Source organism: Bifidobacterium amazonense, from assembly GCF_018555435.2.
Lineage (GTDB): Bacteria > Actinomycetota > Actinomycetes > Actinomycetales > Bifidobacteriaceae > Bifidobacterium > Bifidobacterium amazonense.
On the sequence record NZ_JAFEJT020000012.1, the window covers coordinates 19,617 to 42,937 of the forward strand.

20 protein-coding genes are annotated in these 23,321 nt (G+C 65.6%); 5 read left to right on the forward strand and 15 right to left on the reverse strand.

All coding sequences use genetic code 11. From position 1 onward, the window contains the following. Positions 1–2 precede the first annotated feature (2 nt). Positions 3–1,076, reverse strand: coding sequence for an ABC transporter substrate-binding protein (locus JS533_RS04315; RefSeq protein ID WP_241513322.1), 1,074 nt, complete (start codon positions 1,074–1,076; stop codon positions 3–5). 402 nt (positions 1,077–1,478) lie between these two features. Here JS533_RS04315 and JS533_RS04320 point away from each other — a divergent pair, with 402 nt between their 5' ends. Next, entirely contained in the window at positions 1,479–2,279 is an 801-nt protein-coding gene (locus tag JS533_RS04320; RefSeq protein ID WP_241513284.1) for an ABC transporter permease, read from the forward strand. A 116-nt stretch (positions 2,280–2,395) separates the two neighbouring features. Here the strand turns inward: JS533_RS04320 and JS533_RS04325 are convergent, their stop codons facing one another. After that, a complete protein-coding gene (locus JS533_RS04325) occupies positions 2,396–5,662 on the reverse strand; it encodes a UPF0182 family membrane protein (RefSeq protein WP_241513285.1) in 3,267 nt (1,088 codons plus the stop codon). 309 nt (positions 5,663–5,971) lie between these two features. Between JS533_RS04325 and JS533_RS04330 the strand changes: the two genes are divergently transcribed. After that, on the forward strand, positions 5,972–7,204 hold the full coding sequence (locus tag JS533_RS04330) for a glycoside hydrolase family 3 N-terminal domain-containing protein (protein ID WP_420838622.1): 1,233 nt from the start codon (positions 5,972–5,974) through the stop codon (positions 7,202–7,204). Between the two features lie 39 nt (positions 7,205–7,243). On the opposite strand, the gene JS533_RS04335 is transcribed toward JS533_RS04330, so the two are convergent. From JS533_RS04335 to JS533_RS04350, 4 genes are all read right to left on the reverse strand, one after another. Then, positions 7,244–7,579 (reverse strand): branched-chain amino acid transporter permease, encoded by a 336-nt coding sequence (locus JS533_RS04335; protein ID WP_241513287.1) that lies wholly within the window; start codon positions 7,577–7,579, stop codon positions 7,244–7,246. Further along, a complete protein-coding gene (locus JS533_RS04340; protein ID WP_241513288.1) occupies positions 7,576–8,379 on the reverse strand; it encodes an AzlC family ABC transporter permease in 804 nt (267 codons plus the stop codon). Before JS533_RS04340 ends, JS533_RS04335 begins: the two co-directional genes overlap by 4 nt. A 120-nt stretch (positions 8,380–8,499) precedes the next feature. Beyond that, complete coding sequence (locus JS533_RS04345; RefSeq protein WP_241513289.1) at positions 8,500–9,528, reverse strand: sensor histidine kinase; 1,029 nt, start codon at positions 9,526–9,528, stop codon at positions 8,500–8,502. A 133-nt stretch (positions 9,529–9,661) separates the two neighbouring features. After that, positions 9,662–10,420 carry a response regulator transcription factor gene (locus tag JS533_RS04350; protein ID WP_241513290.1) on the reverse strand — a complete coding sequence of 253 codons (759 nt, stop codon included), beginning with the start codon at positions 10,418–10,420 and terminating at the stop codon, positions 9,662–9,664. A gap of 301 nt (positions 10,421–10,721) precedes the next feature. On the opposite strand from JS533_RS04350, the gene JS533_RS04355 reads away from it, so the two are divergent. Then, positions 10,722–11,555: an ABC transporter ATP-binding protein gene (locus tag JS533_RS04355; protein WP_241513291.1), complete on the forward strand. Its 834-nt coding sequence runs from the start codon at positions 10,722–10,724 to the stop codon at positions 11,553–11,555. After that, positions 11,552–12,349 carry an ABC transporter permease gene (locus JS533_RS04360; RefSeq protein WP_241513292.1) on the forward strand — a complete coding sequence of 266 codons (798 nt, stop codon included), beginning with the start codon at positions 11,552–11,554 and terminating at the stop codon, positions 12,347–12,349. Before JS533_RS04355 ends, JS533_RS04360 begins: the two co-directional genes overlap by 4 nt. Positions 12,350–12,472: 123 nt before the next feature. On the opposite strand, the gene JS533_RS04365 is transcribed toward JS533_RS04360, so the two are convergent. The 3 genes from JS533_RS04365 to JS533_RS04375 form a co-directional block, all read right to left on the reverse strand. Beyond that, positions 12,473–14,491: a DEAD/DEAH box helicase gene (locus JS533_RS04365; protein WP_241513323.1), complete on the reverse strand. Its 2,019-nt coding sequence runs from the start codon at positions 14,489–14,491 to the stop codon at positions 12,473–12,475. A gap of 322 nt (positions 14,492–14,813) precedes the next feature. Next, on the reverse strand, positions 14,814–15,524 hold the full coding sequence (locus JS533_RS04370; protein ID WP_241513293.1) for an SDR family NAD(P)-dependent oxidoreductase: 711 nt from the start codon (positions 15,522–15,524) through the stop codon (positions 14,814–14,816). A 182-nt stretch (positions 15,525–15,706) separates the two neighbouring features. Beyond that, entirely contained in the window at positions 15,707–15,886 is a 180-nt protein-coding gene (locus JS533_RS04375; RefSeq protein WP_241513294.1) for a hypothetical protein, read from the reverse strand. Between the two features lie 220 nt (positions 15,887–16,106). Here JS533_RS04375 and JS533_RS04380 point away from each other — a divergent pair, with 220 nt between their 5' ends. Continuing rightward, positions 16,107–17,033 (forward strand): AraC family transcriptional regulator, encoded by a 927-nt coding sequence (locus JS533_RS04380; protein ID WP_241513295.1) that lies wholly within the window; start codon positions 16,107–16,109, stop codon positions 17,031–17,033. Between the two features lie 86 nt (positions 17,034–17,119). Here JS533_RS04380 and JS533_RS04385 read toward each other — a convergent pair whose 3' ends face one another. From JS533_RS04385 to JS533_RS04410, 6 genes are all read right to left on the reverse strand, one after another. Then, on the reverse strand, positions 17,120–18,409 hold the full coding sequence (locus tag JS533_RS04385) for a uracil-xanthine permease family protein (RefSeq protein WP_241513296.1): 1,290 nt from the start codon (positions 18,407–18,409) through the stop codon (positions 17,120–17,122). Between the two features lie 121 nt (positions 18,410–18,530). Further along, a complete protein-coding gene (locus JS533_RS04390) occupies positions 18,531–19,343 on the reverse strand; it encodes a histidine phosphatase family protein (RefSeq protein ID WP_241513297.1) in 813 nt (270 codons plus the stop codon). A gap of 184 nt (positions 19,344–19,527) precedes the next feature. Beyond that, a complete protein-coding gene (locus JS533_RS04395; RefSeq protein WP_241513298.1) occupies positions 19,528–20,277 on the reverse strand; it encodes a helix-turn-helix domain-containing protein in 750 nt (249 codons plus the stop codon). Further along, positions 20,258–21,241, reverse strand: coding sequence for a DMT family transporter (locus JS533_RS04400; RefSeq protein WP_241513299.1), 984 nt, complete (start codon positions 21,239–21,241; stop codon positions 20,258–20,260). Before JS533_RS04400 ends, JS533_RS04395 begins: the two co-directional genes overlap by 20 nt. A gap of 129 nt (positions 21,242–21,370) precedes the next feature. Then, a complete protein-coding gene (locus JS533_RS04405; RefSeq protein WP_241513300.1) occupies positions 21,371–22,069 on the reverse strand; it encodes an HAD family hydrolase in 699 nt (232 codons plus the stop codon). After that, on the reverse strand, positions 22,056–23,264 hold the full coding sequence (locus tag JS533_RS04410; RefSeq protein WP_241513324.1) for a glycosyltransferase family 2 protein: 1,209 nt from the start codon (positions 23,262–23,264) through the stop codon (positions 22,056–22,058). Before JS533_RS04410 ends, JS533_RS04405 begins: the two co-directional genes overlap by 14 nt. Between the last annotated feature and the right edge of the window lie 57 nt (positions 23,265–23,321).

The following is a 23,321-nucleotide window of genomic DNA, read 5'->3' on the forward strand; positions in this document are numbered from 1 at the left end:
GGCTACTTGGCTCCCTTCAGGAATTCGTTGGTGGCGCCGTCCTTGGCCTGGGGCACCTTGTCGGTCGGGTTTCCGTTGGCGTCGGTGTAGGCGTGGCCTTCGCCGAGGAAGTCGAAGCGCTTCTGCGTCTCGACGAAGTCGTTGGTGCCGAGCACGAACGAGCCGTCCTTGATCTTGGCCGGGTCGCCCCAGTACTGGCCGTCGACGATCACGTGCATGCTCTTCTTGACGAACGCCTCCTCGAGGTTGTAGTCGGCGGCGTCCTTGGCGAGGATGGCCGCGGCGTCGTCCGGATTCTCATACGCGTACTCGTAGCCCTGCTGGGCGGCCTGCACGAACTTGCGCACGACGTCCGGCTTCTCCTGGATCATCTTGTCGCTGGTGATGATGCCGATCGCGTCGCCGTTGCCGGGCACGCCGTAGTCGGGCTCGCTGAAGCAGTTGAGCTGCGGGCCGTACATTTCGGCCTGCACGCCCTCCCACGTGGAATAGAAGCCGCCGAAGTCGGCCTTGCCGGATTCGAGCGTCTTGAACGTGGACGTGCCGACGGTGACCTTGTCGAACTCGCCCTTGCCGCCGTCGTTCTGGATCATGCGTTTGATGACGATGTCGGACTCGTTGCCGCCGAACGTGGCGAAGGTCTTGCCGTCGAAGTCCTTCGGGGACTTGATGGCGGTGTTGCTGGCGAGCGCGCACCAGATGGCGCTCGGCTTCTGCTGGACCTGCAGGACCTGCTTGATGTGCGCGCCCTTGAGGTCGGTGTAGCTGGCGGCGTTGTACAGGTTGGACAGCGCGAATTCGGCGACGCCGTTGTTCACGGCCTGTTCGGCGCCGGCCTGCGCGACGGCGACGATGTCGACGTCGAGTCCGGCGTTCTTGAAGTAGCCTTTGTTCTTGGCCACGTAGACGCCGATGTGGTTGGTGTCGGCGGTCCACGCGAGCATGAACGTGACCTTGGTGAGCTTGTCCGACGAGGTGTCGGAGGCGTCGTTGGCGGTGTTGCCGCAGCCGGAGACGGCGAATGCCATTGCGGCGGCCGCGGTGGTCGCGAGGATTCGGGTGACGGTTTTGCGCATGGTTGACGTAAAGGTCATGATGATTCCCTAGATCAGTTCTTCTCCCAACGCGGCAATGCCGCGCGCCGCGCTCTGGGACGCTTTCAAGCGGAGTTCGGCAGAGCACGACCGGAGGGCCTGATTCCGCTTGTCCAATGCCCCCGACCGTCGCTACAACAATCTATCCCGGCCGGTTTGCCACACATTGGCGCTGAAGCACTGCCATTGTACCGGCATGGGCGACAACCGGCGGCGGCGTGAACGGAAAGTCCGCGAACCGTTCATAATGGGTCATGGCCATATGGCCGTATGCGTACGGCCGGTGGATTTTTCGGACGGAACGGCGCGCGGGCTCCTCACCTTACCGCGGGCGGCCTTCCGTCGGTGATGAATGGGATACCCCACGGAAAGGGGAAGGTGACGATGGATACTCAGCGCAAGGATCGGGAAGAGCGCCGTGAGCGCATCAAGGACCGCATCGCGACGACGACGGCCGTGATCGTGCTGTTGGCGGTATGGGAGGGCTGGGTGCGGCTCGCGCACGTGCCGGCGAGCATGTTCTCCTCCCCCACGCAGATCGTGCAGGCGACGATCGACGCGTGGCCGACGTTGTGGCCGGCGACGCAGGTGACCGCGTTCGAGGGGTTCGTCGGCTTCGCGTTCGCCGTGCTGGCCGGCATTCTGGTCGGCATCGCGTTTTATTGCTTCCGCACGCTCAACGCGGCCCTGTACCCGCTGCTGTACGCGGCGCAGACGATGCCGTTGATCACGATCGCCCCTTTGTTCCTGATCTGGTTCGGTTTCGAGATCTCCGGCAAGATCGTCATCACCGCGTTCTGGGGGCTGTTCCCGATCGCCGTGCAGACGATCCGCGGTCTCAAGGCCGTGCCGCAGTTCTATTCGGATGTGGCGCTCACCTGCGGTGCGACCCCGGTGTGGACGCTGTGGCACGTCAAGCTGCGCGTGGCGGCCCGGCAGATCTTCGGCGGCGTGCGCATCAGCGCCGCCTACATCTTCGCCACGGCCACGACGGCCGAGTATCTGGGCGCGCGCAAGGGCTTGGGCATCTGGCTGCAGGCCGCGTACAACTCGTTCCGCACGCCGCTGATCTTCTCCGCGACGATCGTGATCGTGGCACTGACCGTCCTGCTCATGGCCATCGTCAACGTGTGCGAGCGCGTGCTGCTCGGCCCGGTGGAGAACGACGAGAATCCGGACGAGTGATCATTGTTCGCATATGGCGAGGGCCGCAACCCGCGTGAAACGGGTTGCGGCCCTCGCCATATTACGCCCAATGCGTCCGCCGATGCCGCCTGCAAGCCCGACGGACGCCCGGGAGGCTACTGCTCGAGTTCGAGCGCCTTGTTGATCGCCTCCTGCAGCTGCTTCTGGGCGTCGCCGTAGGCGGACCAGTCGCCCTTCTTCAGGGCGGCGTCGGAGTCCTTCATCGCCTGGGCGGCGTCCTCGAGCGCGGCCTTGAGGTCGGCGCTCGTCGAACCGGACGTCGAACCGCCGTCGGTGCCGCCGGTCGTTTCGGACGAGGACGACGATCCTGTGCCGTTGTCACCGGACGTGCCTCCGCTGCCGGACGAGGACGAGCCGGAACCGGACGACGAACCGTCCGAACCATCCGAACCGTTGCCGGCCGCGTTCTCCGCGTCGCCCGCGGCCGCGCCGGAGTCGCCGCCGAAGACCTGGTCAAGTGCCTCGTCGAGCGTGTCGGCGAAGCCGACCTGGTCGCCGAACGCTACGAGCACCTTCTTGAGCAGCGGGAACGACGTCGAACCGCTCGACTTGACGTACACGGGCTGCACGTACACGAGTCCGCCGCCGAGCGGCAGGGTGAGCAGGTTGCCGCGCACCACGTTCGTCGAACCGGACTGCAGGAGGTTGAGCTCCTTGGACACGTCGGCGTCTGCGTTGAAGTTGTTCTGCGCCTGTCCAGGGCCGGGCACGTTGGAGTCCTTCGGCAGCTCCTGCAGTCGTATCGTGCCGTAGTTCGCGCCGATCACGCCCTTCTCGTCGCCGGCGTCGGAGTCGACCGACAGGAAACCGGTGAGGATCTCGCGCGTGGACGTGCCGGCGGGGATGTACGAGGAGGTGAGCGAGAAGACCGGTTCCTTGGTGCCGCCGGTCTGCAGCGTCAGATAGTACGGCGGCTGCAGGATGTCGCGGGCCTGCGCGGCCTCGGATTCGGTCGGGTCGACCGGCGTCTGCCAGAAGTCCTCGCCGGAGAAGAACTGGTTCGCGGAGGTCACGTGGTACTTGGCGAGCAGTTCGCGTTGCACCTTGAACAGGTTTTCCGGATAACGCAGGTGGCTCATCAGGTCGCCGGAGATCTCGGAGACGGAATGGTACTGTCCGGGGAAGATCTGCTGCCACGCCTTGATGACCGGGTCGGACTCGTCCCACACGTACAGGTCGACCGAACCGTCGTACGCGTCGACGGTGGCCTTGACCGAGTTGCGGATGTAGTTGGCCTGCTGCGAGCCGAGGCCCTGCACGGTGTCGGACGTCTCGGTGGTCGAATCGGCGGTGGCCGAACCCAGATCTGTCATCTGCGAGTACGGGTACGCGTCGGAGGTGGTGTAGCCGTCCACGATCCACTTGACGCGCCCGTCGACCACGGCTGGGTAGACGCGTCCGTCGAGCGTCAGATACGGGGCGACCTTGGCGACGCGCTCCTTCGGGGAGCGGTCGTAGAGGATCTGCGAGGCGCTGGTGACGCGGTCGGAGAAGAGGATCTGGTCGGAGCCGAAGCGGATCGCATACAGCAGACGGGAGAAGATGTTGCCGACCGACGGGCCGCCATTGCCCTTGAACGTGGTGGTCGCGCCCTCGGAGCCGGTCGGGTAGTCGAACTCCCACGACTTGGTGCCTTCCGGCGCGCCGACGATCGAATACTCGCTCGCGTTCGGCGAGAAGTAGATGCGCGGCTCGTATTCCTCCGCATCGGTGAGCTTGCCCTGGGTGGGGATGCCGGATTCGAAGAACTTCGGCTGGCCGTCGGCGGTCACCTTGTTGCCGTATGCGGCGACGACGCCGTAGCCGTGCGTGTACACGGTGTGGTCGTTGACCCAGTTGCGGTTGTCGAGGCCGTCGAGGTCGAGCTCGCGCGCGGCGATCACCGTGTCCTGGCTTTCGCCGTCGATGTCGTACTTGTCGACCGCAAGCGTGTCCGCGAACGTGTAGTACTGCTTGGACTGCTGCAGCTGCTTGAACGTCGGGGAGACGATCTGCGGGTCGAGCAGGCGGATCTGCGCGGTGGTGTCCGCCTCGCCGGCGAGCGCGCCGGATTCGCCCTTGGTGGTGGCCTGGTACTGTTCGACCTTCACCTTGTCGAGCCCGTACGCCTGCTGCGTGGCCTTGATGTTGCGCTGGATGTACGTCGATTCCATCTCCTGCGCGTTCGGGTTGACCTTGAAACGCTGCAGCAGCAGCGGCCAGGCGACGGTGAGCACCATGGAGACGACCAGCGTGGCGGCGATGGCGACGACGGGCGTGCGCCACGCCTTGAGCGCGGCGGCGGCGCGCACGGTGGGTTTGGCCGGACCTTCGAGCGCATGCGAACGCATGAGCCAGACGCCGAGGAAGACGCCGAGGATGGCGGTGATCGCGGCCATGACGAACGTGACGGGGATGGTGGCGTTGACGGTGGTGTAGGTGGCGCCGGTGATGCGGCTGCCCTGTTCGGTCAGGTGGGTGAACACGCCGACGACTTGTCGCGCGGCCCATGCGAACATGTTGAGCATGAACCAGACGGCGATCTGGCGACGTGCGCGCTTGGTCACATCGAGGATGCCCCGGCCGTGCACCGGCATAGTGAAGCGGATGCCGCCCATGAGCACGTGCGTGACGAGCGAGAACAACAACCCCATGAACAGGAGCATGGAGACGGCGGACACGACGAGCTTCAGTCCGGGCAGCACGAACACGTAGAAGCCGTTGTCGAGACCGAACTGCGGGTCGGCGGTGCCGAACGACTGCGCGTTGAACATGAGCAGCACGTCGGCCCAGTTCGCGTTGAACTGGGAGCCGAACACGGCGCCGACGATAAGGGAGACCACGACGGCGACGCGGCGTGCGGTCTTGGACGCCACGCCCTTGCCGATCTCGATGACGTCGCCGTTGATGCGGATCGTGGAGCCGTCGGACGAGTCGGGACGGGCGTGGATGGCAAGCATCGCGGAGAGGAAGCCGGTCAGAGCCATGAGCAGCGCGTAGGCGATCCACAGCCCGACCTTGGTGCCCAGCTGCGTCCAGACGACGCTTTGGAAGCCAAGCTGGCCGTACCACATGAGGTCGGTGATGAACTGCGCGAGGCCGAAGAACAGTCCGACCGCGATCGCGAGCGCGGCGACCACGGCGATGAGGATCTGCGTGCCGCGGCTCGGTCCGGGCTGGGAGGGCCGGCGCGCGATACGCGGGTTGTTCGGACGACGCGGAGGCTGGCCGGCATTGCCGCCGGGCGCCTGATGCGTTGAGGCGTCGTCGCCGTCCGCCTGCACGTCGAGGATCACCGGATCGTCGTCCGAGGACCTGCGACGGCTTGCGCCGGGCTGTTCGTCGGGGTCGAATAGGGGGCCGAAAGCATCGAAAAATGACATGCACCCAGCGTAGCGTCAGGTGCGGAGGGGCCTACGCCCAGAGCTTTTCCAGAGTTTTCGCACCCTGATGTGTATGGGGTTATTGTGGTGTCCGGCTGGTCTCGGTATCGCGCTGCGCGCGATGCTGTTTATTCGGCGGCCTTACGGCCGCAGAGCTCCCCCACCCGACTTCGTCGGGAGCCCCCTCAGTGAGGGGGCCAAGGCTGCCGCCAGCATCATAAGGTCATCAAGCGTAAAGGGTTGGGGCGTGGTGCCATAATCGGCGGTATGGCAGGGGTTGTGATGAGGCGAGGGGCGAACGGCGTCCGTATGGCGCTGGTAGCGCTGCTGTGTCTGGCCGTGGGCGTGACGCTGTCCGGCTGCGTGCAGGCGGGGTCGTCCGCGGAGAACGACGGCTCGTCCTCGTCCGCCGGCGTCCGGCCGTCTCAATCGGAGGAGGCAGTGACGTCGCCGGATCATCGCGATCATACGGCGACGGCGGTGCCCGCCCCACGCGACGACTCCCCCGACGGCAAGGCGAAGCGCGCGGTCGCAGCGATGAGTCTCGAAGAGCGCATCGGCCAGCTGATCATGGCGCCGCTGTTCGCCGGCAACGATCCATCCGTGCTGCGGCAGCTGATCGCCGACCGGCATGTCGGCTCGATCCTGCTTATCGGCAACTGGAACGACGGCGTCGCGTCGGTGCGTGCCGCGGCCGACGCCCTGCAATCGTATGCGCCGAACGGGAATCGGCTGCTGATCACCGCCGATCAGGAAGGCGGCCTTGTACAGCATCTGCAGGGGCCAGGCTTCGACGCGATGCCGTCGGCGACCGATCAGGGACTGATGGACACGGATACGCTGCGCGCATCGGCCGCCGCATGGGGCACACAGCTGGCGCAGGCCGGCGTCAACGTGGATCTGGCTCCCGTGACGGATACGGTGGTCGGCGACCGTGCGTCCAATGCGCCGGTCGGCGCGTTGGACCGTGATTTCGGTTTGGGAGCGGACGGCAACGCCGATCATGCGATCGCATTCGTCGAAGGTCTGCGTGATGCGAACGTGGCCGCGTCCATCAAGCATTATCCCGGCCTGGGTGCGGTGAGCGGCAACACGGACTTCACCGCGGATGGCATCGTCGACTCCACGACGGCATTGGATGGTCCGGAGATCGGCGCGTTTTCGCGCGTGATCCGCGAGGCCCGGCCGGCGATGGTGATGATGTCGCTGGCGACCTACCAGCTGATCGACGCGGCGCATCCGGCGGCGTTCTCCTCGACGATCATCGATGGCCATCTGCGCGGCGACACCGGTTATGACGGTGTGGTCACATCCGATTCGCTGTCGGCGACGGCGGTGGGCGGAGTGCCCGCAGACCAGCTCGGCGTGCGGTTCGTCGAGGCGGGCGGCGACCTGGCATGCATCGGCGACCTGTCCTACGTGCAGCCGATCCTTGACGGCCTGCTCGCCCACGCACGCTCGGACGCCGCGTTCGCAGCCAGGGCCACGCGCGCCGCCGAACGCGTCATGACGCTCAAATACGAGATGAATCTCGCCGGCTGACCGCCGCAATAACCGCGATATCCGCCGGCCGCCCGGCCATCAGACGAAGACGAGCTGGACGAGCGCCATGTAGAGGATGGTGCCGCCGGCGATCGACAGCAGCATGTTCTTCTTCCACAGGTGCAGGCCGATGATGGCGAGCATAGCGATCGCCTCGGGGATGCCGTGCGAGCCGGAGACGAGCGAGACGTCCTTGAGCGAATAGACGACCAGCAGGCCGGTCATCGCATACGGGAGCACGTTGCCGAGATAGCGAATGAACCGCGGCGGCTCCTTCGATTCGGGGAACAACAGGAACGGCACGAACCGGGTGAGGATCGTGCCGAGCGCGACGACCGCGATCGTCACCACGGACTGCCAGAACGTCATGGTCATCGGGTCTCCTCCCCCTTGATCGCGACCGTCGTCTTCGCCGCTTCCCCGACGCCCGCGGCGTCGCCGGCACGGTCATCATCATGCGCATCGTCGTGCGGCCCGTCCAGATACGGGCGCAACGCGACGAACAGCACCAGCATCAGCACAAGCGACGGGATCATGAACCGGTCCGCGCCGAACACGGCCAGGCACAGGGCGGACGCGAGCACGCCGACCATCGCCGGCACATGCCGCTTCTGGTTCATCCACTGGTCGAGGAAGATCACCAGGAACAGCGCGGTGAGCACGAACTCGATGCCCTTCGTCGAGAACGGCAGCAGGCCGCCGACCAGCCAGCCGATCGCGGTGCCGACGATCCAGTACCAGCGGTTGAGCACGCTGACGAACAGCATGAACCAGCCACGGTCCACATCCGCGGGAACCGTCGCCGACGAGTTGATCGCGAACGTCTCGTCGCACATCGCGAAGATCAGATACGGCTTCTTCCAGCCGGTGTTCGCGAACGGCCCCAGCATCGACAGGCCGTAGAACAGGTGCCTCGCGTTGACCATGATCGCCAGCAGGAACGCGGCGAGCGGATTGAACGCGGACAGCAGCAGGTTGACGGTGACGAATTCCATCGACCCGGCGAAGATGAAGTACGCCATGCACACCGGATACCAGAACGAGAAGCCCTTGGCATGCATGAGCAGGCCGTATGAGCAGCCGAGGAACAGGAATCCGGCGGCGATGGGCAGCGTGAGCGGCAGCGCCGCCGTGAACGCCTTGGATATGACGCCGCCGCGTCCAGTGGTGTGCATGTGCCGTTCGCCTCCTCTGTTCCGCCCGCGGACGAGCCCGGATATGTCCTGCCTAATCTTATGCCGGGCATGGACGCGAGACAGCGGGAGTATCGGGAGACGGATGCGGCCGACCGCCGGTCAGGAGGCGAGCGGCAGCGTGATGAGCATCGTGGTGCCGTGCTCGGATGTGGATTCGACGTCGAGCGTGCCGCCGTAGCGGTTCGCCACGTCGCGGGCGAGCGCGAGGCCGAGCCCGTAGCCCTGATGCGCGGTGCCGTCGTCGTCGCGGGCGAAACGGCGGAACAACCGTTCCGGGTTCTCGCCGATGCCATGCCCATGGTCGGTGACGCGGATGGCCGCATCGCCGTGCCGGTAGCCGAGCGAGACGACGACTTCGGAGCCGTCCGGCGAATGGGCGATCGCATTGTCGAGCACGGCGACCACGCAGCGCGACAGGCCGATCGCATTGCCGTTGACGACGAAATGGCCGCGATCGCCGTCGACGCGCGTCGTGATCGAGACGCGATGCTTGTCGGCGAGCGGACGGACCGCGTCGACGGACTGTGCGACCACGCCGGCGAGCGCGACCGGTTCGGCGTTGACCGCGCCGCGTGCGGCGACGAGCAGATCGGTGAGGATCGCGTTCATGCGGTCGACGTCGCCGCGCAGGTCGTCGAGCGGCTGGTCGATGGGCTGGCCGTGCGCGCGACGGAAGTCGATGAGGTCGATGCGCGTGGAGATGACGGCGAGCGGGGTCTTCAGTTCGTGGCTGGCGTCGGCGACGAAGTCCTTCTGCAGTTCGAGCGCGTGTTCGAGCGGTTCGACTTCGCGACGGGAATAATGCCAGCCGACGAGGGCGACGGCGGCGATCACGCCGAGCACGAACAGGATGGTGAATGCGACGGCCTTGCGCGTGTCGATGACCATCATGCCCGATCCGAACTGCTCGGTCACGGACATGGCGTTCGGGTCGAGTCCGCGTTCGCTGAACTCGTGCCGTGAGCCGAGCAGCACGCCGAGTACGAACGCGATGCCGCCGCACAGGGTGATCGCGGCCATCGCGGCCGTCATGCGCAGGCTGATGAGCCCGGCCGCTCCCCCGCGTGCCGTGAACCGTCCCAGCAGCGAGCGCCTCGCCGGCGCCGCGTTGCCGTTCGTATCATCCATGGTTCCGTCCTTCCGCCCTTGCGTATGTCGTGTGCCGTGCCCTCGGGGCCGCTGCGCGACCGCCGTATGCCGTGATCGGCCGGATCGTTCCGTCACGGCGTCTCGCTGCGCAGCGCTTCACCTGCACAGTGCCTCACTGCGCCATCGGACTGCCGATGCGGTAGCCCCGTCCGCGCACGGTGTCGATGATGCCGCGCACCGTCTTGCCGCGCACGTACGACACGTACACGTCGACGGTGCCCATATCCGCCCCTTCGTTGAACACGCGTCCGAGCAGCTCCTCCCGGCTGAACACGTGATCGGGCGATCCGGCGATTACCGTAAGCAGCTTCGTTTCCGCGTCGGTGAGTGCCACGCTGCGTCCCTCCGGATCCTCGACGGCGTTCGAACCTGGTTTGAGCGTCCAGTCGCCGATGGGAATGCTGGCCGACTGCGCGTGGAATCCACGCAGCAGCGCGCGCAGCCGGGCTTCGAGTTCGACGAAATGGAACGGTTTGGACAGATAGTCGTTCGCACCACTGTCCAGTCCAGTCACGATGTCGTCGACGCCAGACAGTGCGGTGAGCACGAGCGCCGGCACGGTCATGCCGCCGCCGCGTAGCGTACGGACCAGGTCGAGTCCGTCGCCGTCTGGCAGCCGACGATCGACGATGAGCGCATCGTACCCGGCGGAACGCAGCCTGTCGCGTGCGGCGGCCTGCGTTTCGACCCAGTCGACGCGATAGTCCGGCTGCAGCATCTCGCTGGTCATCGAGCCGAGGTTCGGATCGTCTTCGATCAGCAGCACGGCGGGCAGCAGCAGCCGTGCCGGATCGCGCAGCGCGACCGGGTCGTTCGGACCCGTCGCAACGCCCTTTGCCGCATCCATCGGCGTCGTACGGACGGTCGTCATCGTTCACGTTCCTTTCCGCGCGCCGGTGGGCCGCGCTTGTCCGCATCCTGCGTGCCCGGCCGAGGTCGGACGTCGTGTCTCGGACGTCATGTCGCGGCCGCACGCATCGTTCGTCCATCAGACTCCGTTGCGTCTAAGACTATGCTAAATCCGCGCGGCCAAATCCTTGCGTCCGGGCCGATGCGGGCGCCGTTCGTCTTGGCCCGGGATCCGGAGTCAGTTTTCGCTAAGCTTCACTAAGAAAACGCTCAGAATCGCCGTCGGTTCGCCATAACCGAGTTCGGTTCGTAGCATGGCGGCTATGAATGAACCGAATCGATTGCTGGAAGTGACCCATGCGACGTGCCGTATGCCGAAGGTCACCGTGCAGACGGACGAACCGCTCCGGCTGCCGTCGTTGTTCCGCCGCACGGACAAACATCCCGAAACGCGGGAGATGAAGACGATTTTCACCGATCTGTCGTTCTCGTTGTCAAGCGGCGACATCGTCGATCTGGTCGGGCCGTCCGGTTCGGGCAAGTCGACGCTGCTGACGACGATCGCGCAGCTCAACCCGCATGCGAGCGCCGATCTGACGCTGGCGGGCGCTCCGGCATCGCGGATGAGTCCGGAACGTTGGCGTCGCGAAGTGGCGTATCTGCCGCAGCGGCCGACGCTGACCGGCGCGACCGTGCGCGAGGCGATCCTCATGCCGTTCTCGCTGCGCGTGCACCGCGTCGCCGACGATGGGTCGTCGCTGGAGGAGCGTCGGCCGGACGAGGCGACGCTGCGCCGCACGCTTGACAACGTGGGCTGCTCGGACATCGAGCTGGAGCGTTCGCCGCAGGATCTGTCGGTGGGCCAGCAGGCGCGCGTGTGCCTGCTGCGCACGCTGCTCACGCTGCCGAAGGTGATGCTCGCCGACGAGGTGGACGCCGGTCTGGACGAGGAGAATGCGGACAAGGTGGGTGAGATCCTCGCCTACGCGGCGCGCGAGAAGGGCATGGCGATCGTGCGCGTGCGGCATCGCGCGGCTGACGGCCGGGCCACGCGCACGCTGCATCTCGAGGCGGGCGTGCTGACGGAGATCACGGGACAGGTCGCGGCCGCGCCGGCTCATGAGGGCGGCCGCACAGAAGGCGAGGCGACGCGATGAACACGACGGCAGGCTCCTACCCCATCGACGTGTGGGGTCTGATCATCACGATCATTCTGGTGGCCGTGGCCGCCGGACTGTCGTATGCGATGCGGCTTGGCGTGCACCGGCAGATGCTGTGGGCGACAATCCGCTCGCTCATCCAGCTGCTGGCGATGGGCTACATCCTCAAGTTCGTCATCGAGCAGAACAATCCGTGGCTGGTGTTCGCGCTGATCGCGGTGATGATCCTCGCGGCAGTGCAGATCACGATGTCGCGTGTGGCGAACATTCCGCGTTCGGTGATGCCGTCCGTGTTCCTGACGTTGACGGCGAGCGTGATCCTGCAGGTGTGCGTGGTCACGGAGATGGTGATCCGCCCGCATCCGTGGTATGCGCCGACCGTGCTGGCGACCATGAGCGGCATGCTGCTGGGCAACGTGGTGTCGGCGATCGCGGTGGCGATGAGCCGGTTCTTCTCCGACATGGACGCGCGCCGATACGAGATCGAGATGATGCTCAGCCTTGGCGCCACGCCGTTCGAGGCGGCCAAGCCGTCGATCATCTCGTCGGTCAAGCTGGGCATGATCCCGACGATCTCGCAACTCGCGTCGAGCGGCATCGTGCTGATCCCGGGCATGATGGCCGGCCAGGTGATCGCGGGCGCCGACCCGCTGACGGCCGCGAAGTACCAGTTCGTAGTGCTGGCGGTGATCAGCGCGCTCACCCTGATGGCCGATTCGCTCATCATGATCCTGATCTACAAGACCTCGTTCACCGTGCTGCACCAGTACCGGACGGCGGACGCGCGGTAGACGGGCCGGGACCCATCCGCATGGATACGACGAGTGGCGGTTTTCTCCCGCTGAGGCAGTGCCCAGCGGGAGAAAACCGCCACTCGTCGTTGCAGGTGCCGTGGCCGAAGGGCGACGGACTGCTCAGCGGCCCATGCGGCGGAACGGGGCGCGCGTGACCTTGGAATGGCGGCGGCGAGGGCCGTCCGCATTGCCGTACTTGGCCATCATGCGCCGTTCGTGGCGTTTGGCGGCCTCGCCGCGTTCGTCGTGCAGGATGCGGTTCTCGTCTGCGCGGTGGATGCGCTTGCCGCCACCGTTCTTCGACGTGCGGCTGCGCGAGTTGTACGACTCTCGATCGGCGGAACGGCGGTTGCGACGGTCCTCGCGATCCGTACGACCGGCACGGTCACGGTCACGATCGGCCGAACTCCCGTCGTATCCGTCCCGGCCGTTGCGGCGGTTCCTGCCGCCGCGGCGCTCTTCGGGATGCTCGAACAGGTAGTCGCGGCGTTCCGCGTCCGGATCGGCCAGTCCGGCGCGACGCTCCGCCCGGTTCGGCGTGCGGTCGACACGGCCACGGGAGCGGTCGGTCCGGGCATCGGCGCGGGCATCGGACGCGTCGGTCCGCGACGTGCCGTCCTGCTCGGTCTGCGTATCGGCCTGCGCACGCGCCAGACGTTCCGCGGCGCGGCGGCGGCGACGTTCCTTCTTCGCCGCGTTGCGCAGGTGCATCTCGCGGGTCTCGCGCTCCTGGCGTTCCTCGTCCGACTCGCCGTCATCCGTCAGGTCCATCGGCAGATGCTCGAACGCCTTGTCGGACGCTCCCCTGCCGCCGTTGCGTCCGCGTCCACGCGACTTGCGGTCGCGCGGGTTGCCGGCGGGCTGTGTCTGGTCGAGGCTCCAGCCTTCGACCAGCTCGGCCTGGTCCCCCACCAGTTCGAGCACTTCGGGCGAATCGTGGCGCACCTTGACCGGCGTGACCGCGATGCCTGCGGCCTTGAGCATGCGCCGTGCCTCGCGACGCTGGTCGGGGGCGACGAGCGTGACCACCACGCCGGATTTGCCGGCGCGCGCGGTACGGCCGGAACGGTGCACGAACGACTTGGGGTCCTCCGGCGGGTCGACCTGCACGACGAGCTCCACGTCGCTCACGTCGATGCCGCGCGCGGCCACGTCGGTGGCGACCATCACCCTCACGTCGCCCTGTTCGAACGCGGCGAGGTTGCGGTCGCGCTGGTTCTGCGAGAGGTTGCCGTGCAGCTCGGAGGCGGGAATGCCCGACTGGGTGAGCTTCTTGGCGAGGTTCTTCGCCTGGAACTTGGTGCGGGTGAACAGGATGCGCTTGCCGGTGCCGGAGGCGAGCGTCTGCACCATGTCGTTCTTGTCGGACTTCTCGATCTCGAAGACGTGCTGTTCCATCGTCTCGCCCGCATCGGCCGGTTCGGCGACGCTGTGCACCTTCGGATCACGCAGGAACTCGCGCACGACCTCGTCGATGCCGTGGTCGAGCGTTGCGGAGAACAGCATGTGCTGCGCATCGGGGCGGATCTGCGCGAGGATGCGCTTGACCGGCGGCAGGAAGCCCATGTCGGCCATCTCGTCGGCCTCGTCGAGCACGACGACGCTCACGTCGGACAGGACGAGCGCCTCCTGGCGCAGCAGGTCCTCGAGTCGGCCCGGACAGGCGACGACGATGTCCGCGCCGGATTTGAGGTCGCGGATCTGACGGCTGTACTTGACGCCGCCGTACACGGTGGTGGTGGTCATGCCGGCCATCTGGGCGAGCGGCTGGAGCACGTCGTTGATCTGGTTGGCCAGCTCGCGGGTCGGCGCGAGGATGAGCCCGCGCGGATGCGGCATGAAGTCGCCGGCCGTACGCTCGGCCAGGCGCGACGCGCGCACGGCCTTGATGTTGCGCCGGTAGTCGGCCATCGACATGCCCGGTTCCCATGCGGCCTCGCACAGGCGTGCGGCCAGCGGGATGCAGAAGGCGAGCGTCTTGCCGGAACCGGTGCGGCCGCGGCCGAGGATGTCGCGGCCATGCAGGGAGTCCGGCAGCGTGTCGGCCTGAATGGGGAACGCTTCGGTTTTGCCGTCGGCCGCGAGCACGCGCAGCAACGGGTCGGGCACGCCGAGTTCGGCGAACGGGACGGGGTCCATGTCGACGGCGGTTGTGGTGACGGCGAACGGTTCGGCGATCTCGCCGGTGAACGACTTGTCGGTCCTGGTGGTCTTGCCGGGCTTGCCGGTCTTATGGCCCTTATCGGAACGGTAGGGCTTCTGACGATTGTTCTTCGCGAATTTCTTGGGCACGGTGGCCTTTCATCTCAGGTTCTCGCGCAAGGTGCGCAAACTGAGTCACTGTAGCCCATGCCCGATACTTTTCCGATTCCCGGGGATGTTCGCCGTTGCTGCCGGGAACCGGATCCGATACGCATGTGAGCCGTTGCCGATGCGCAACGGCTCACATGCCCTGCACGCCTCACACGTAGTTGCGTTCGATGAGGATGTCGGAGACCGTCAGGTTCGCCTCGTTGACGAGGTTGAACAGAATCACCCCGGCCAGTTCGCCCGCGTTCATGAACGTGTGCTGCTTCTCCTCGGACACGTAGTCGTGGCTGTCGCGGTAGAACGGCGTGTCGATGCCGCCCGGGTAGACGCCGACGATCTTGACGCTCGTGCCCTTGTACGCGGCCTTGAGGCTCTGCGTGTAGCCCTTCTCGCCCCACTTGGTCGCACAGTACACGGATTCGTTCGCGTTGCCGCGCGTGGCGGCGGTGCTCATCACGTTCGCGATCTTGAGGTCCTGTTCGCCGTCGGCCTTAAGCGTTTCGACCGACCACAAGATCATGCCCTTGAGGCCCTTGAGGCACTTGTCTACGTCGGCGGCCTCATAGTCGGTCGGCACCTTGAACGACGGCTGTCCGGCGTTGTTGATGAGCAGGTCGATATGGCCGAGTGCGGCGATCTCGGCGACCGACTCGCGTACGAACGCCTCGTCGGACACGTCGCCGACGAAGCCGCGATACGAGTCGGCCGGGAATTCATCCGCGAGTTCGGCCTGACGTTCGGCGTTGAAGTCGATGCCGGCGACGAACCAGCCCTTGCCGATCAGCTGCCGGGCCAGTTCGTAGCCGAGTCCGAGCGCGCTGCCGGTGACGATCGCGATCTTCTTGCCGTCCGATGCTGCCATGATGTTGCCTCCTTGCGTCCTTGCGTATTGTGAAGCGGTCGCCGCGATGCGCGGCGAAGGTCACGGACAGCATATCGAACCGGTTAGACCCGCGTTTCGCCCGACAGTGCACCGAGCATCGACGCCGCATGCCGTGCGGCCACGATGCCGTCACGGGATCAGCGAAGCGGTCCGTGAAGCGGTCACGCGATCTGCGCGGCGTTCTTCGGATACCACATCGCCCACCAGTTCTCCTCGTCCGGCTGGACGAGCTGACGGGCCACCCATGCCCGGCATTCGGAGAAGAACCGGTCGAGCAGGCGGTTGCCCTCGGCGAACAGACGGGCGGTCATGGAATCGTTCTTCAGTGCATGGTTACGCATCGCAATCACTCCTTGGAAATATCGTCGTTGTCTTCCGAAGATGCCCGATATGGCGGGATCGTTCATATCATCGCTTCGGCATTGATGCTGTTTGCGTTCTTCCTCTGCAGCTGGAAGATGGTTTCATCATAGATCCTCACCAATCGTGACACCGGCCGCCTCATTGCGGTTCTCTCCACGGTAATATCAAAATAGTAGATTGTGACGATGGGAGGATCCTATGCACCCGACAAAGAGGATCACCGTGCTCTCCGATCTGTCGGAGCGCATCGAATACAACATCCCCGAACTGCCGATATACGCACGCTGCGACCCGCTGTCGATCTTCCCCGACTGCCGGTGCCCGTGTCACTGGCATCGCGATCTCGAGTTCATCCATGTGATCAGCGGCGACCTGCACCATTTCGTCAACGGCCGGGTCACGGTGCTGCATCCCGGCGAGGGCGTGGTGATCAACTCCAGCCGGCTGCACTACGGCTTCTCCCCCTCGAAGCAGGACGTGCGGTTCTCGTGCACGGTGATCAGCCCCACGCTGTTCGAACATCTGACGCCGTCGGTGACGGCCCGCTGCGAACGGGCGTTCGCGCAGCACATGGATGACTGTCTGCTCCTGAGGCCGGGCGTCGACTGGCAGCGGGACGTGATGATGGGCATCGAACGGGTGGTGCGACTGTCGCCGGGAGGCGGCGTGCGGGGCATGGAGAACGGCGTCGACATGTCGCCGCTGCCGGCGGTGGCCGCGGCGATCGACCTGTGCGACATGGTGCTCGACCGGTTCCGGCCGAACGACGGCGAGCCGGACGAGGCCGCGTCCATCGAACAGCGCAACCGCATGAGCGTGCTGAATATGACAGGCATCATCCAGAGCCGGTTCCGTGACCCGCTCGGACTGGACGACGTCGCGGCGGCCGGGGACGTCAGCCGCAGCCAATGCTGCATCCTGTTCCGCAAGTACGTGGGACGCACGCCGAACGAATATCTGACCGAACGGCGCGTCGAGGAGGCACGCAGGCTGCTGCGCGAGACCAACGGGTCGGTCGCGGAGATCGCGCGGGCGTGCGGGTTCTCCACGGCCAGCTATTTTGTCAACGTGTTCCGCCGGCGCGTCGGCGTGACGCCCGGGGCGTTCCGTGAACGGTCGAGGTAAACGAAAAAGGCTTCCCTCATGCGAGGGAAGCCTTGTATGACGCCGGTATGGCTCGGCCCCGGCCATTGAAGCCGGGCCGACCGGGACTACAGGATGTCCGGATCGTTCCTGTCGATGGTGCCGGTGGCCTTGCCGATGGCCTTGAGGCCGTGGTAGGCGACGAGGATCACGATCGTGCCGATGGCGATGCCGTTGAACTGGATGCCGCTGAACGCGAACTCGAACTGGCCGATGGCGATGATCATGACGATAGCCGCGACCATGATGTTGAGCGGCTTGTCGAAGTTGACCTTGTTCTCGACCCAGATGCGGATGCCCATCATGCCGATCATGCCGTAGAGCAGCGTGGTCACGCCGCCGAGCACGCCGGCGGGGATGGTGTTGATGATCGCGCCGAACTTCGGGCACAGGCTCAGCAGCAGGGCGAAGCCGGCCGCGCACCAGTAGGCGGCGGTCGAGTAGACCTTGGTGGCGGCCATCACGCCGATGTTCTCGCCGTACGTGGTGGTGCCGGAGCCGCCGCCGAAGCCGGCGATCGCGGTGCCGAGACCGTCGGCGAACAGGGCGGTGCCCATCTGGTTGTCGTAGTCGCGGCCGGTCATCTGCGCGACGGACTTGACGTGGCCGACGTTCTCGGCGACGAGCACGAGCACGACCGGCAGGAACATCGGCAGGATCGAGAAGTCGATCTGCGGCGTGTGGAACTGCGGGAAGCCGATCCACGCGGCCTTGCCGATCGCGGAGAAGTCGACCTGGCCGCGCACGCACGCGTACGCGTAGCCGATGATCACGCCGAGCAGGATGTTGAGTCGGCCGGCAAGGCCCTTGAACAGCACGGCGACCAGCAGCACGGCGACCAGCGTGACGAGCGCGGTGTCGGGCGCGGCCTTGAAGTTGTTCCACACGCTGGGGGCCAGGTTGAAGCCGATGATCGCGACGATGGCGCCGTTGACGACCGGCGGCATGATGATGTCGATCCACTTGGAGCCGGCGTAGTGCACGGCCACGCCGACGAGCGCGAGCAGCAGGCCGGTGACCATGATGCCGAAGCTGGCGACCGCGATGCCCTTGTTCGCGGTGGTGACGGCGGTGATCGGCGCGATGAAGCCGAACGAGGAGCCGAGATAGCTCGGCAGCACGTTCCTGTTGATGAGCAGGAACAGGGCGGTCGACAGCGCGGTGAAGAACAGCGTGGTCGACGGGTCGAAGCCGGTGAGGATCGGCACGAGGAAGGTCGCGCCGAACATGGCGACGACGTGCTGCGCGCCGATGCCGGCGGTGCGCGGCCAGGTCAGGCGCTCGTCGGGTTCGACGACCTCGCCGGGGGCGAGCGTCTTGCCGTCGCCGTGCAGCGCCCAGGTGAACAGGTTCTTCATAGGTGAACTCCTTCGGTTCTCTCCGAGCGGGCGCTTCACATCATGCGCCCGCACATCGTGAGCCATTGTAGCCTGTTCACCGGTACTTCACATTTCCGGGCATGGGCGAGGCCCTGCGGCCTCACAGGTGCGGGTCGACGGCGTGCACCACGTCCACCAAGTCGCCGTTGGACAGCGTCGGTTTCTTGAACGAACGCCAGTCGGTCACCTGGACCTCCCATTTGCCGGTCTCCTCGTTCAGCATCGGACGCGCGGTCTGCTCCCAGCGGAACCGCTTGTACGTACGTCCGGTCGCCGGGTCGCGCCGCGAATAGTGCAGGCACGTGCAGTTCGTGATCTGCCATTCGGGCGACGCGGCGCGGTGCATGAACTCCTCGTCCGACAGGTCCTCGAGCACGAGCATCAGCGCGAGCATCAGGTCGCCGTGGCTGACCATCACCACCGACTGCGCGTCGGACTTGCGGTCGAGCGACGTGAGCAGGTTGTGGACGCGGTTCTCGGCCACGTCGGCGATCGACTCGCCCGCCGGCGGGCGCCAGTACAGCGGGTCGGTGTTCTTGAACATCCAGTTGCGCGGGTAGTTGCTGCGGAAGTCGTCCTTGGTGATCGTGTTGATCTCGCCCCACGAGCGTTCACGCAGCACGCGCGTCTCCTCCCATTTCGCCTTGGGCAGCGCCATCGTGGCGGCGGTCTCGCGCGTGCGCACGAACGGCGAGACGAGATAGCGGTCGAACAGCTGCTGCTGGTCGACGAGCCAACGGCCGATGCAGTCGGCCTGCTTGCGGCCGGTGGCGGTGAGTCGCCACGAACGGTCGGGCACGGTGACGTTGTCCTGCGTGTACAGCGAGTTGTCGCCCTGCTCGCCGGCGCTGATGATCACGTTCGCCTCCGACTCTCCATGTCGGATCACATACAAATCAAGCGGCATTCCCATAGCCGTGTTCCTCTTTTCGGATCGTACCTCGTTGTCTTACCGTATCGTACGGCAACGTTGCCGTACGGGCGAATCCGTCCGCCGCGGGAAGAATTCACCGAACGTACAGTCGCACGTCACCGTATGCCGCCGCATGCGCAGTCCGCCGCCGCACGCGAGCGCACGCCGTCGGCTCCCGACGGCGCTACTCGGGCCAGATGCCGGTCTGCGCATACTTGCGCCGGTATTGGCCGGGCGTCATGCCGGCATGCTCGCGGAACACCTTGGTGAAGTGGCTTTGCGAACGATAGGCGAGGATCTGCGCGATCTCGCCGAGCGAATAGTCGGAGTACTTGAGCATGTTCTCGGCCGCCTCCATGCGCTTGGCCGTCACGTACTTCGATATCGGCGTGCCCGTTTCGCGAGAGAACAGTTCGGACAGGTACGTGGGGTTGAGCCCGGCGTGCTCGGCGAGGCGTTCGACGGTGATCCGCTCGTGCAGATGGTAGTGGATGAAGTCCATGGTTTCGGCCACGGCCTTGGAGTGGATTTCGGACTTCTGCATGTCGGCCATGGCCCACGTGAAGAACGTCATCATGTCGGTGTGCAGTCGGCGCACGTCGTTGGCGTCCTTGCACCGGTCCATGTCCTGGATGTACAGGTCGGATGCGTTGTAGGCGTCCTCCTCGTCCATGCCGCCTTCGATCGCGAAGCGCGTGGCGAGCGTGATCGACGTGACGAACCGGTATTTCGCGTTGCGCACCGGATCGTCGGACAGGTGGCCGTACAGGCCCGAGTCCCACAGTCGCGCGCTTTCGGCGATGGCCGCGCCGTCGCCGGAGCGCATGAGATCGTACTGTTTCATCTCCTCGACGTAGCGGTGGTGGCGGATGCGGTCCTCGCGCGAGATGAAGTCGAGATACCGCAGTTTCGCTTCACTGGCGATCTGGTCCATGCGTCGCCTCCTTGCCCGCGCCGTCGAGCGCGTCCCGCTCTGCGTTCCTGCGGTGCCGGCGGAATGGACTGGGCAAGGCGACCTCGGACAGGATGATCGCGCAGAAGATGAGCACGAAGCCGGTCACGGACTGCGCGGTGAGGACTTCGCCGTAGAAGAGCACGGAGACGAGCACGCCGAACACGCTTTCCGTGCTCAGGATGATGGATGCCTGCGCGGTGGGCAGGTGCTGCACGGCGATGGTCTGGAACAGCTGCGCGACGATGGTCGATCCGATCACGAGATACGCGAGGCCGGCGATGAGGTCCCAGCGCAGCCAGCCGGCCTGGGGCGCGCCTTCGACCGGCACGGCGCCGGCGAGGAAGAGAACGGCGGTGAACACGAATTCCATGAACATGAGCCCCGTCGCGTCATAGCGGCGTCCGAGCATGCCGACGGTGACGAGGTTGAGCGCGAAGAAGAACGCGCCGACGATGGTGATGCCGTCGCCGAAGCTCATGTGCAGCAGTTCCGCTCCCCCGCCGCCGCTGAGCGAGACGAAGCCGATGCCGACCACGCATACGAACGTGGCGACGATGTGCTGCCATGTCGGTCTACGTTTGGTGAGCGCCCAGATGAGGAACGGCACCATCACGCAGTACGTGTCGGTCAGGAACGCGTTGCGTCCGGGGGCCGTGAGCGACAGGCCCCACAGTTGGAAGATGTAGCCGAGCCAGAACGAGAGCGCAAGCAGGATGCCGGGGATCACGTAGCGTCGCAGGCCGATGCGACGCAGATGCGGCAGGAACACGATGCCGAGGATGATGGCGGCCGAACCCATGCGCAGCACCATCATCCACTGGGTGGGAATGGTCTGCTGGACGTGCTTGAGGATCGTGTATCCGGAGCCCCACACGGCGGCGTTGACCACCAGCATGAGCCGGGCCAACGACGGGGAAACCCTGATTCCCTCCCGCTGTCGCACGTCTGACCGTCCTTGTCCGTTGCCGTTCTGCCCATTCGACTGCTTGTTCACGGAACGCTACGATAACAAAACGACGGACAAGGCACGCCCGATGCCGTCGCATGATCGCGGCGCCGTCCGACGGCTTGGCTATTTGATCTGGGTGATGCGGTCGCCCTTGACCATGAACGCGTGGCGCGCGATGTCGATCATGGGCTGGTCGAAGCGGCTGTCCGTATAGAATTCGTCGATCGGTTCGTCGCCGAACAGTTCGCGGAACCGTTTCGGCTTGTTCGTATTGAAGTTCAGGTAGGTGACCTCCATGCTCGACGGGTCGATCGTCGAGGCGACCAAACGGGACAGGCCGAGTCTGCGGCATGCCTCCCCCACGGTCACGTCGAACGAGGCGGTGACGATCACGTCGTCCGGCTGCGGCCGATACCACGGTTTGATGCGGCGCATGTTGCGGTCCCAGAACGAGCGGACCAGACCGTCGAGACCGCCGGATGCGGGGCGCGGAACCTCGTCGCCGGACGGCTGCGGCGTCCCGATCGCCTCCGGCTCGTCGGCAAGGTGCGCGACGTCGTCGAGCACCACGTCGAGACGGTCGCCGCACAGGTCGTTCACCCTGCGCGACTCGGACAGGTCGCGCAGGTATTTGCGGGCGATGCGTCCCACGCCGTACTCCATCTGCTCGAGCGTGGCCCGTCCGAGCTTGTATTTGATCGCATAGCGCAATACGGGCGCGATATGTCGGAACACCTTCGGGTCATGTCTGGCGCTGTACAGGTAGAGGTCGAACAGGCTTTCGCCGTCGTAGATCGTGCCGTCGAAATCAAACGCGCGCATCGTCGTCCTTTGCCACGTTCCGGATCGCCGGCCGGCCGTTCGCATCCTCCTGCACGGCCCTGCCGATCCGGCCGAATCCACCGGCGAACCCGGTCCTGTCACGGCCGCCTTTCTCATGTCCGGACTGGTCCCGACCGGTCTTCTCGGTACGTTCGTGCATATATTCTTTCCAGCCGCGGCCGATGCGCTTCCAATCGTCGCGCATCTCGCGGAAGTCGTCGACGGCGTCGTCCACGGAGTCCTTGAGCAATTCGAGCAGCGAACGCGTGGATTCGGGGACCTCGTCGTGGTCGTCGGCGATGTCCCTGCGCAGCCGGTCGATCCGACGACGCATTTCGTCGGCGTCCTCCGGGTCGATGTTGAGGCTGGCGGTGACGGTCTGGCGGATCGTCTCGTAATCGAGGTTCGCGAAGAAGGTCAGCTGCTGCAGCCGCATGAATCCCTTGAGTTCGGGATATCGTTCGAGGATGTAGGTCTCGCGGTCGTCGGCCGCCTTCATCCAGTCGCGCATGAGCTGCGGCGACCATGCGCTGGTGATCGATCCCCCGCGCAACCGGTAATGATAGAGCACTTCGGGGATGCGCACGATGCGTCGTGATTCGCCGATGACGTTGCAGATGCGCGCCATGTCCTCGATCTTGCGCCCGACCGGGAAGGAGAAGGCATGATCCTTGTAGATGGGCGCGGCGGCGAGGAACGACCAGAAGTAGCCGTCGATGTCGGCTTTGAGCTGGGCCTTGATGCCTTCGACCGGGGTCATGACCATGACCTGGTCGAAGTCGTTGTGTTTGTAATCGGAGATCAGCGGCGCGCCGTTTTCGGAGATCGTGTCGAATTGGAACATGACGAGGTCCGCATCGTGTTCGCGCATCGCGGCGAGACAATGCTCAATGAGCTGCGGGGCGACGGCGTCGTCGGAGTCGACGAAGTAGATGCATTCGCCGGTGGCCTGCGCGAGTCCGGCGTTGCGCGCGTCGGACAGCCCGCCGTTCGTCTTGTGGATGACGCGGATGCGATCGTCCTTCGCCGCCCATGCGTCGCACATGGCGGGGCAGCCGTCCGGGGAACCGTCGTCCACAAGCAGGATCTCGAGCCTGCGGTGCGTCTGGCCGACGATGCCGGCCACGCATTCGTCAAGATAGCGTTCCACCTTGTACACCGGCACGATGACCGACACCAGCGTATTCTCGTCCACGTGCATCGCCATGCGCTCTCCCAGTTCTCCTGCACGGCCCGACTCCCGCCGTTGCGC

Coding starts and splice junctions, on each gene's coding strand:
- JS533_RS04355 (WP_241513291.1), top strand. CDS start 10,722: ATGAATGAACCGAATCGATTGCTGGAAGTGACCCATGCGACGTGCCGT.
- JS533_RS04325 (WP_241513285.1), bottom strand. CDS start 5,662: ATGTCATTTTTCGATGCTTTCGGCCCCCTATTCGACCCCGACGAACAG.
- JS533_RS04365 (WP_241513323.1), bottom strand. CDS start 14,491: ATGGACCCCGTCCCGTTCGCCGAACTCGGCGTGCCCGACCCGTTGCTG.
- JS533_RS04335 (WP_241513287.1), bottom strand. CDS start 7,579: ATGACCATGACGTTCTGGCAGTCCGTGGTGACGATCGCGGTCGTCGCG.
- JS533_RS04370 (WP_241513293.1), bottom strand. CDS start 15,524: ATGGCAGCATCGGACGGCAAGAAGATCGCGATCGTCACCGGCAGCGCG.
- JS533_RS04330 (WP_420838622.1), top strand. CDS start 5,972: ATGGCGCTGGTAGCGCTGCTGTGTCTGGCCGTGGGCGTGACGCTGTCC.
- JS533_RS04350 (WP_241513290.1), bottom strand. CDS start 10,420: ATGACGACCGTCCGTACGACGCCGATGGATGCGGCAAAGGGCGTTGCG.
- JS533_RS04385 (WP_241513296.1), bottom strand. CDS start 18,409: ATGAAGAACCTGTTCACCTGGGCGCTGCACGGCGACGGCAAGACGCTC.
- JS533_RS04375 (WP_241513294.1), bottom strand. CDS start 15,886: ATGCGTAACCATGCACTGAAGAACGATTCCATGACCGCCCGTCTGTTC.
- JS533_RS04405 (WP_241513300.1), bottom strand. CDS start 22,069: ATGCGCGCGTTTGATTTCGACGGCACGATCTACGACGGCGAAAGCCTG.
- JS533_RS04315 (WP_241513322.1), bottom strand. CDS start 1,076: ATGCGCAAAACCGTCACCCGAATCCTCGCGACCACCGCGGCCGCCGCA.
- JS533_RS04390 (WP_241513297.1), bottom strand. CDS start 19,343: ATGGGAATGCCGCTTGATTTGTATGTGATCCGACATGGAGAGTCGGAG.
- JS533_RS04320 (WP_241513284.1), top strand. CDS start 1,479: ATGGATACTCAGCGCAAGGATCGGGAAGAGCGCCGTGAGCGCATCAAG.
- JS533_RS04360 (WP_241513292.1), top strand. CDS start 11,552: ATGAACACGACGGCAGGCTCCTACCCCATCGACGTGTGGGGTCTGATC.
- JS533_RS04380 (WP_241513295.1), top strand. CDS start 16,107: ATGCACCCGACAAAGAGGATCACCGTGCTCTCCGATCTGTCGGAGCGC.
- JS533_RS04345 (WP_241513289.1), bottom strand. CDS start 9,528: ATGGATGATACGAACGGCAACGCGGCGCCGGCGAGGCGCTCGCTGCTG.
- JS533_RS04340 (WP_241513288.1), bottom strand. CDS start 8,379: ATGCACACCACTGGACGCGGCGGCGTCATATCCAAGGCGTTCACGGCG.
- JS533_RS04395 (WP_241513298.1), bottom strand. CDS start 20,277: ATGGACCAGATCGCCAGTGAAGCGAAACTGCGGTATCTCGACTTCATC.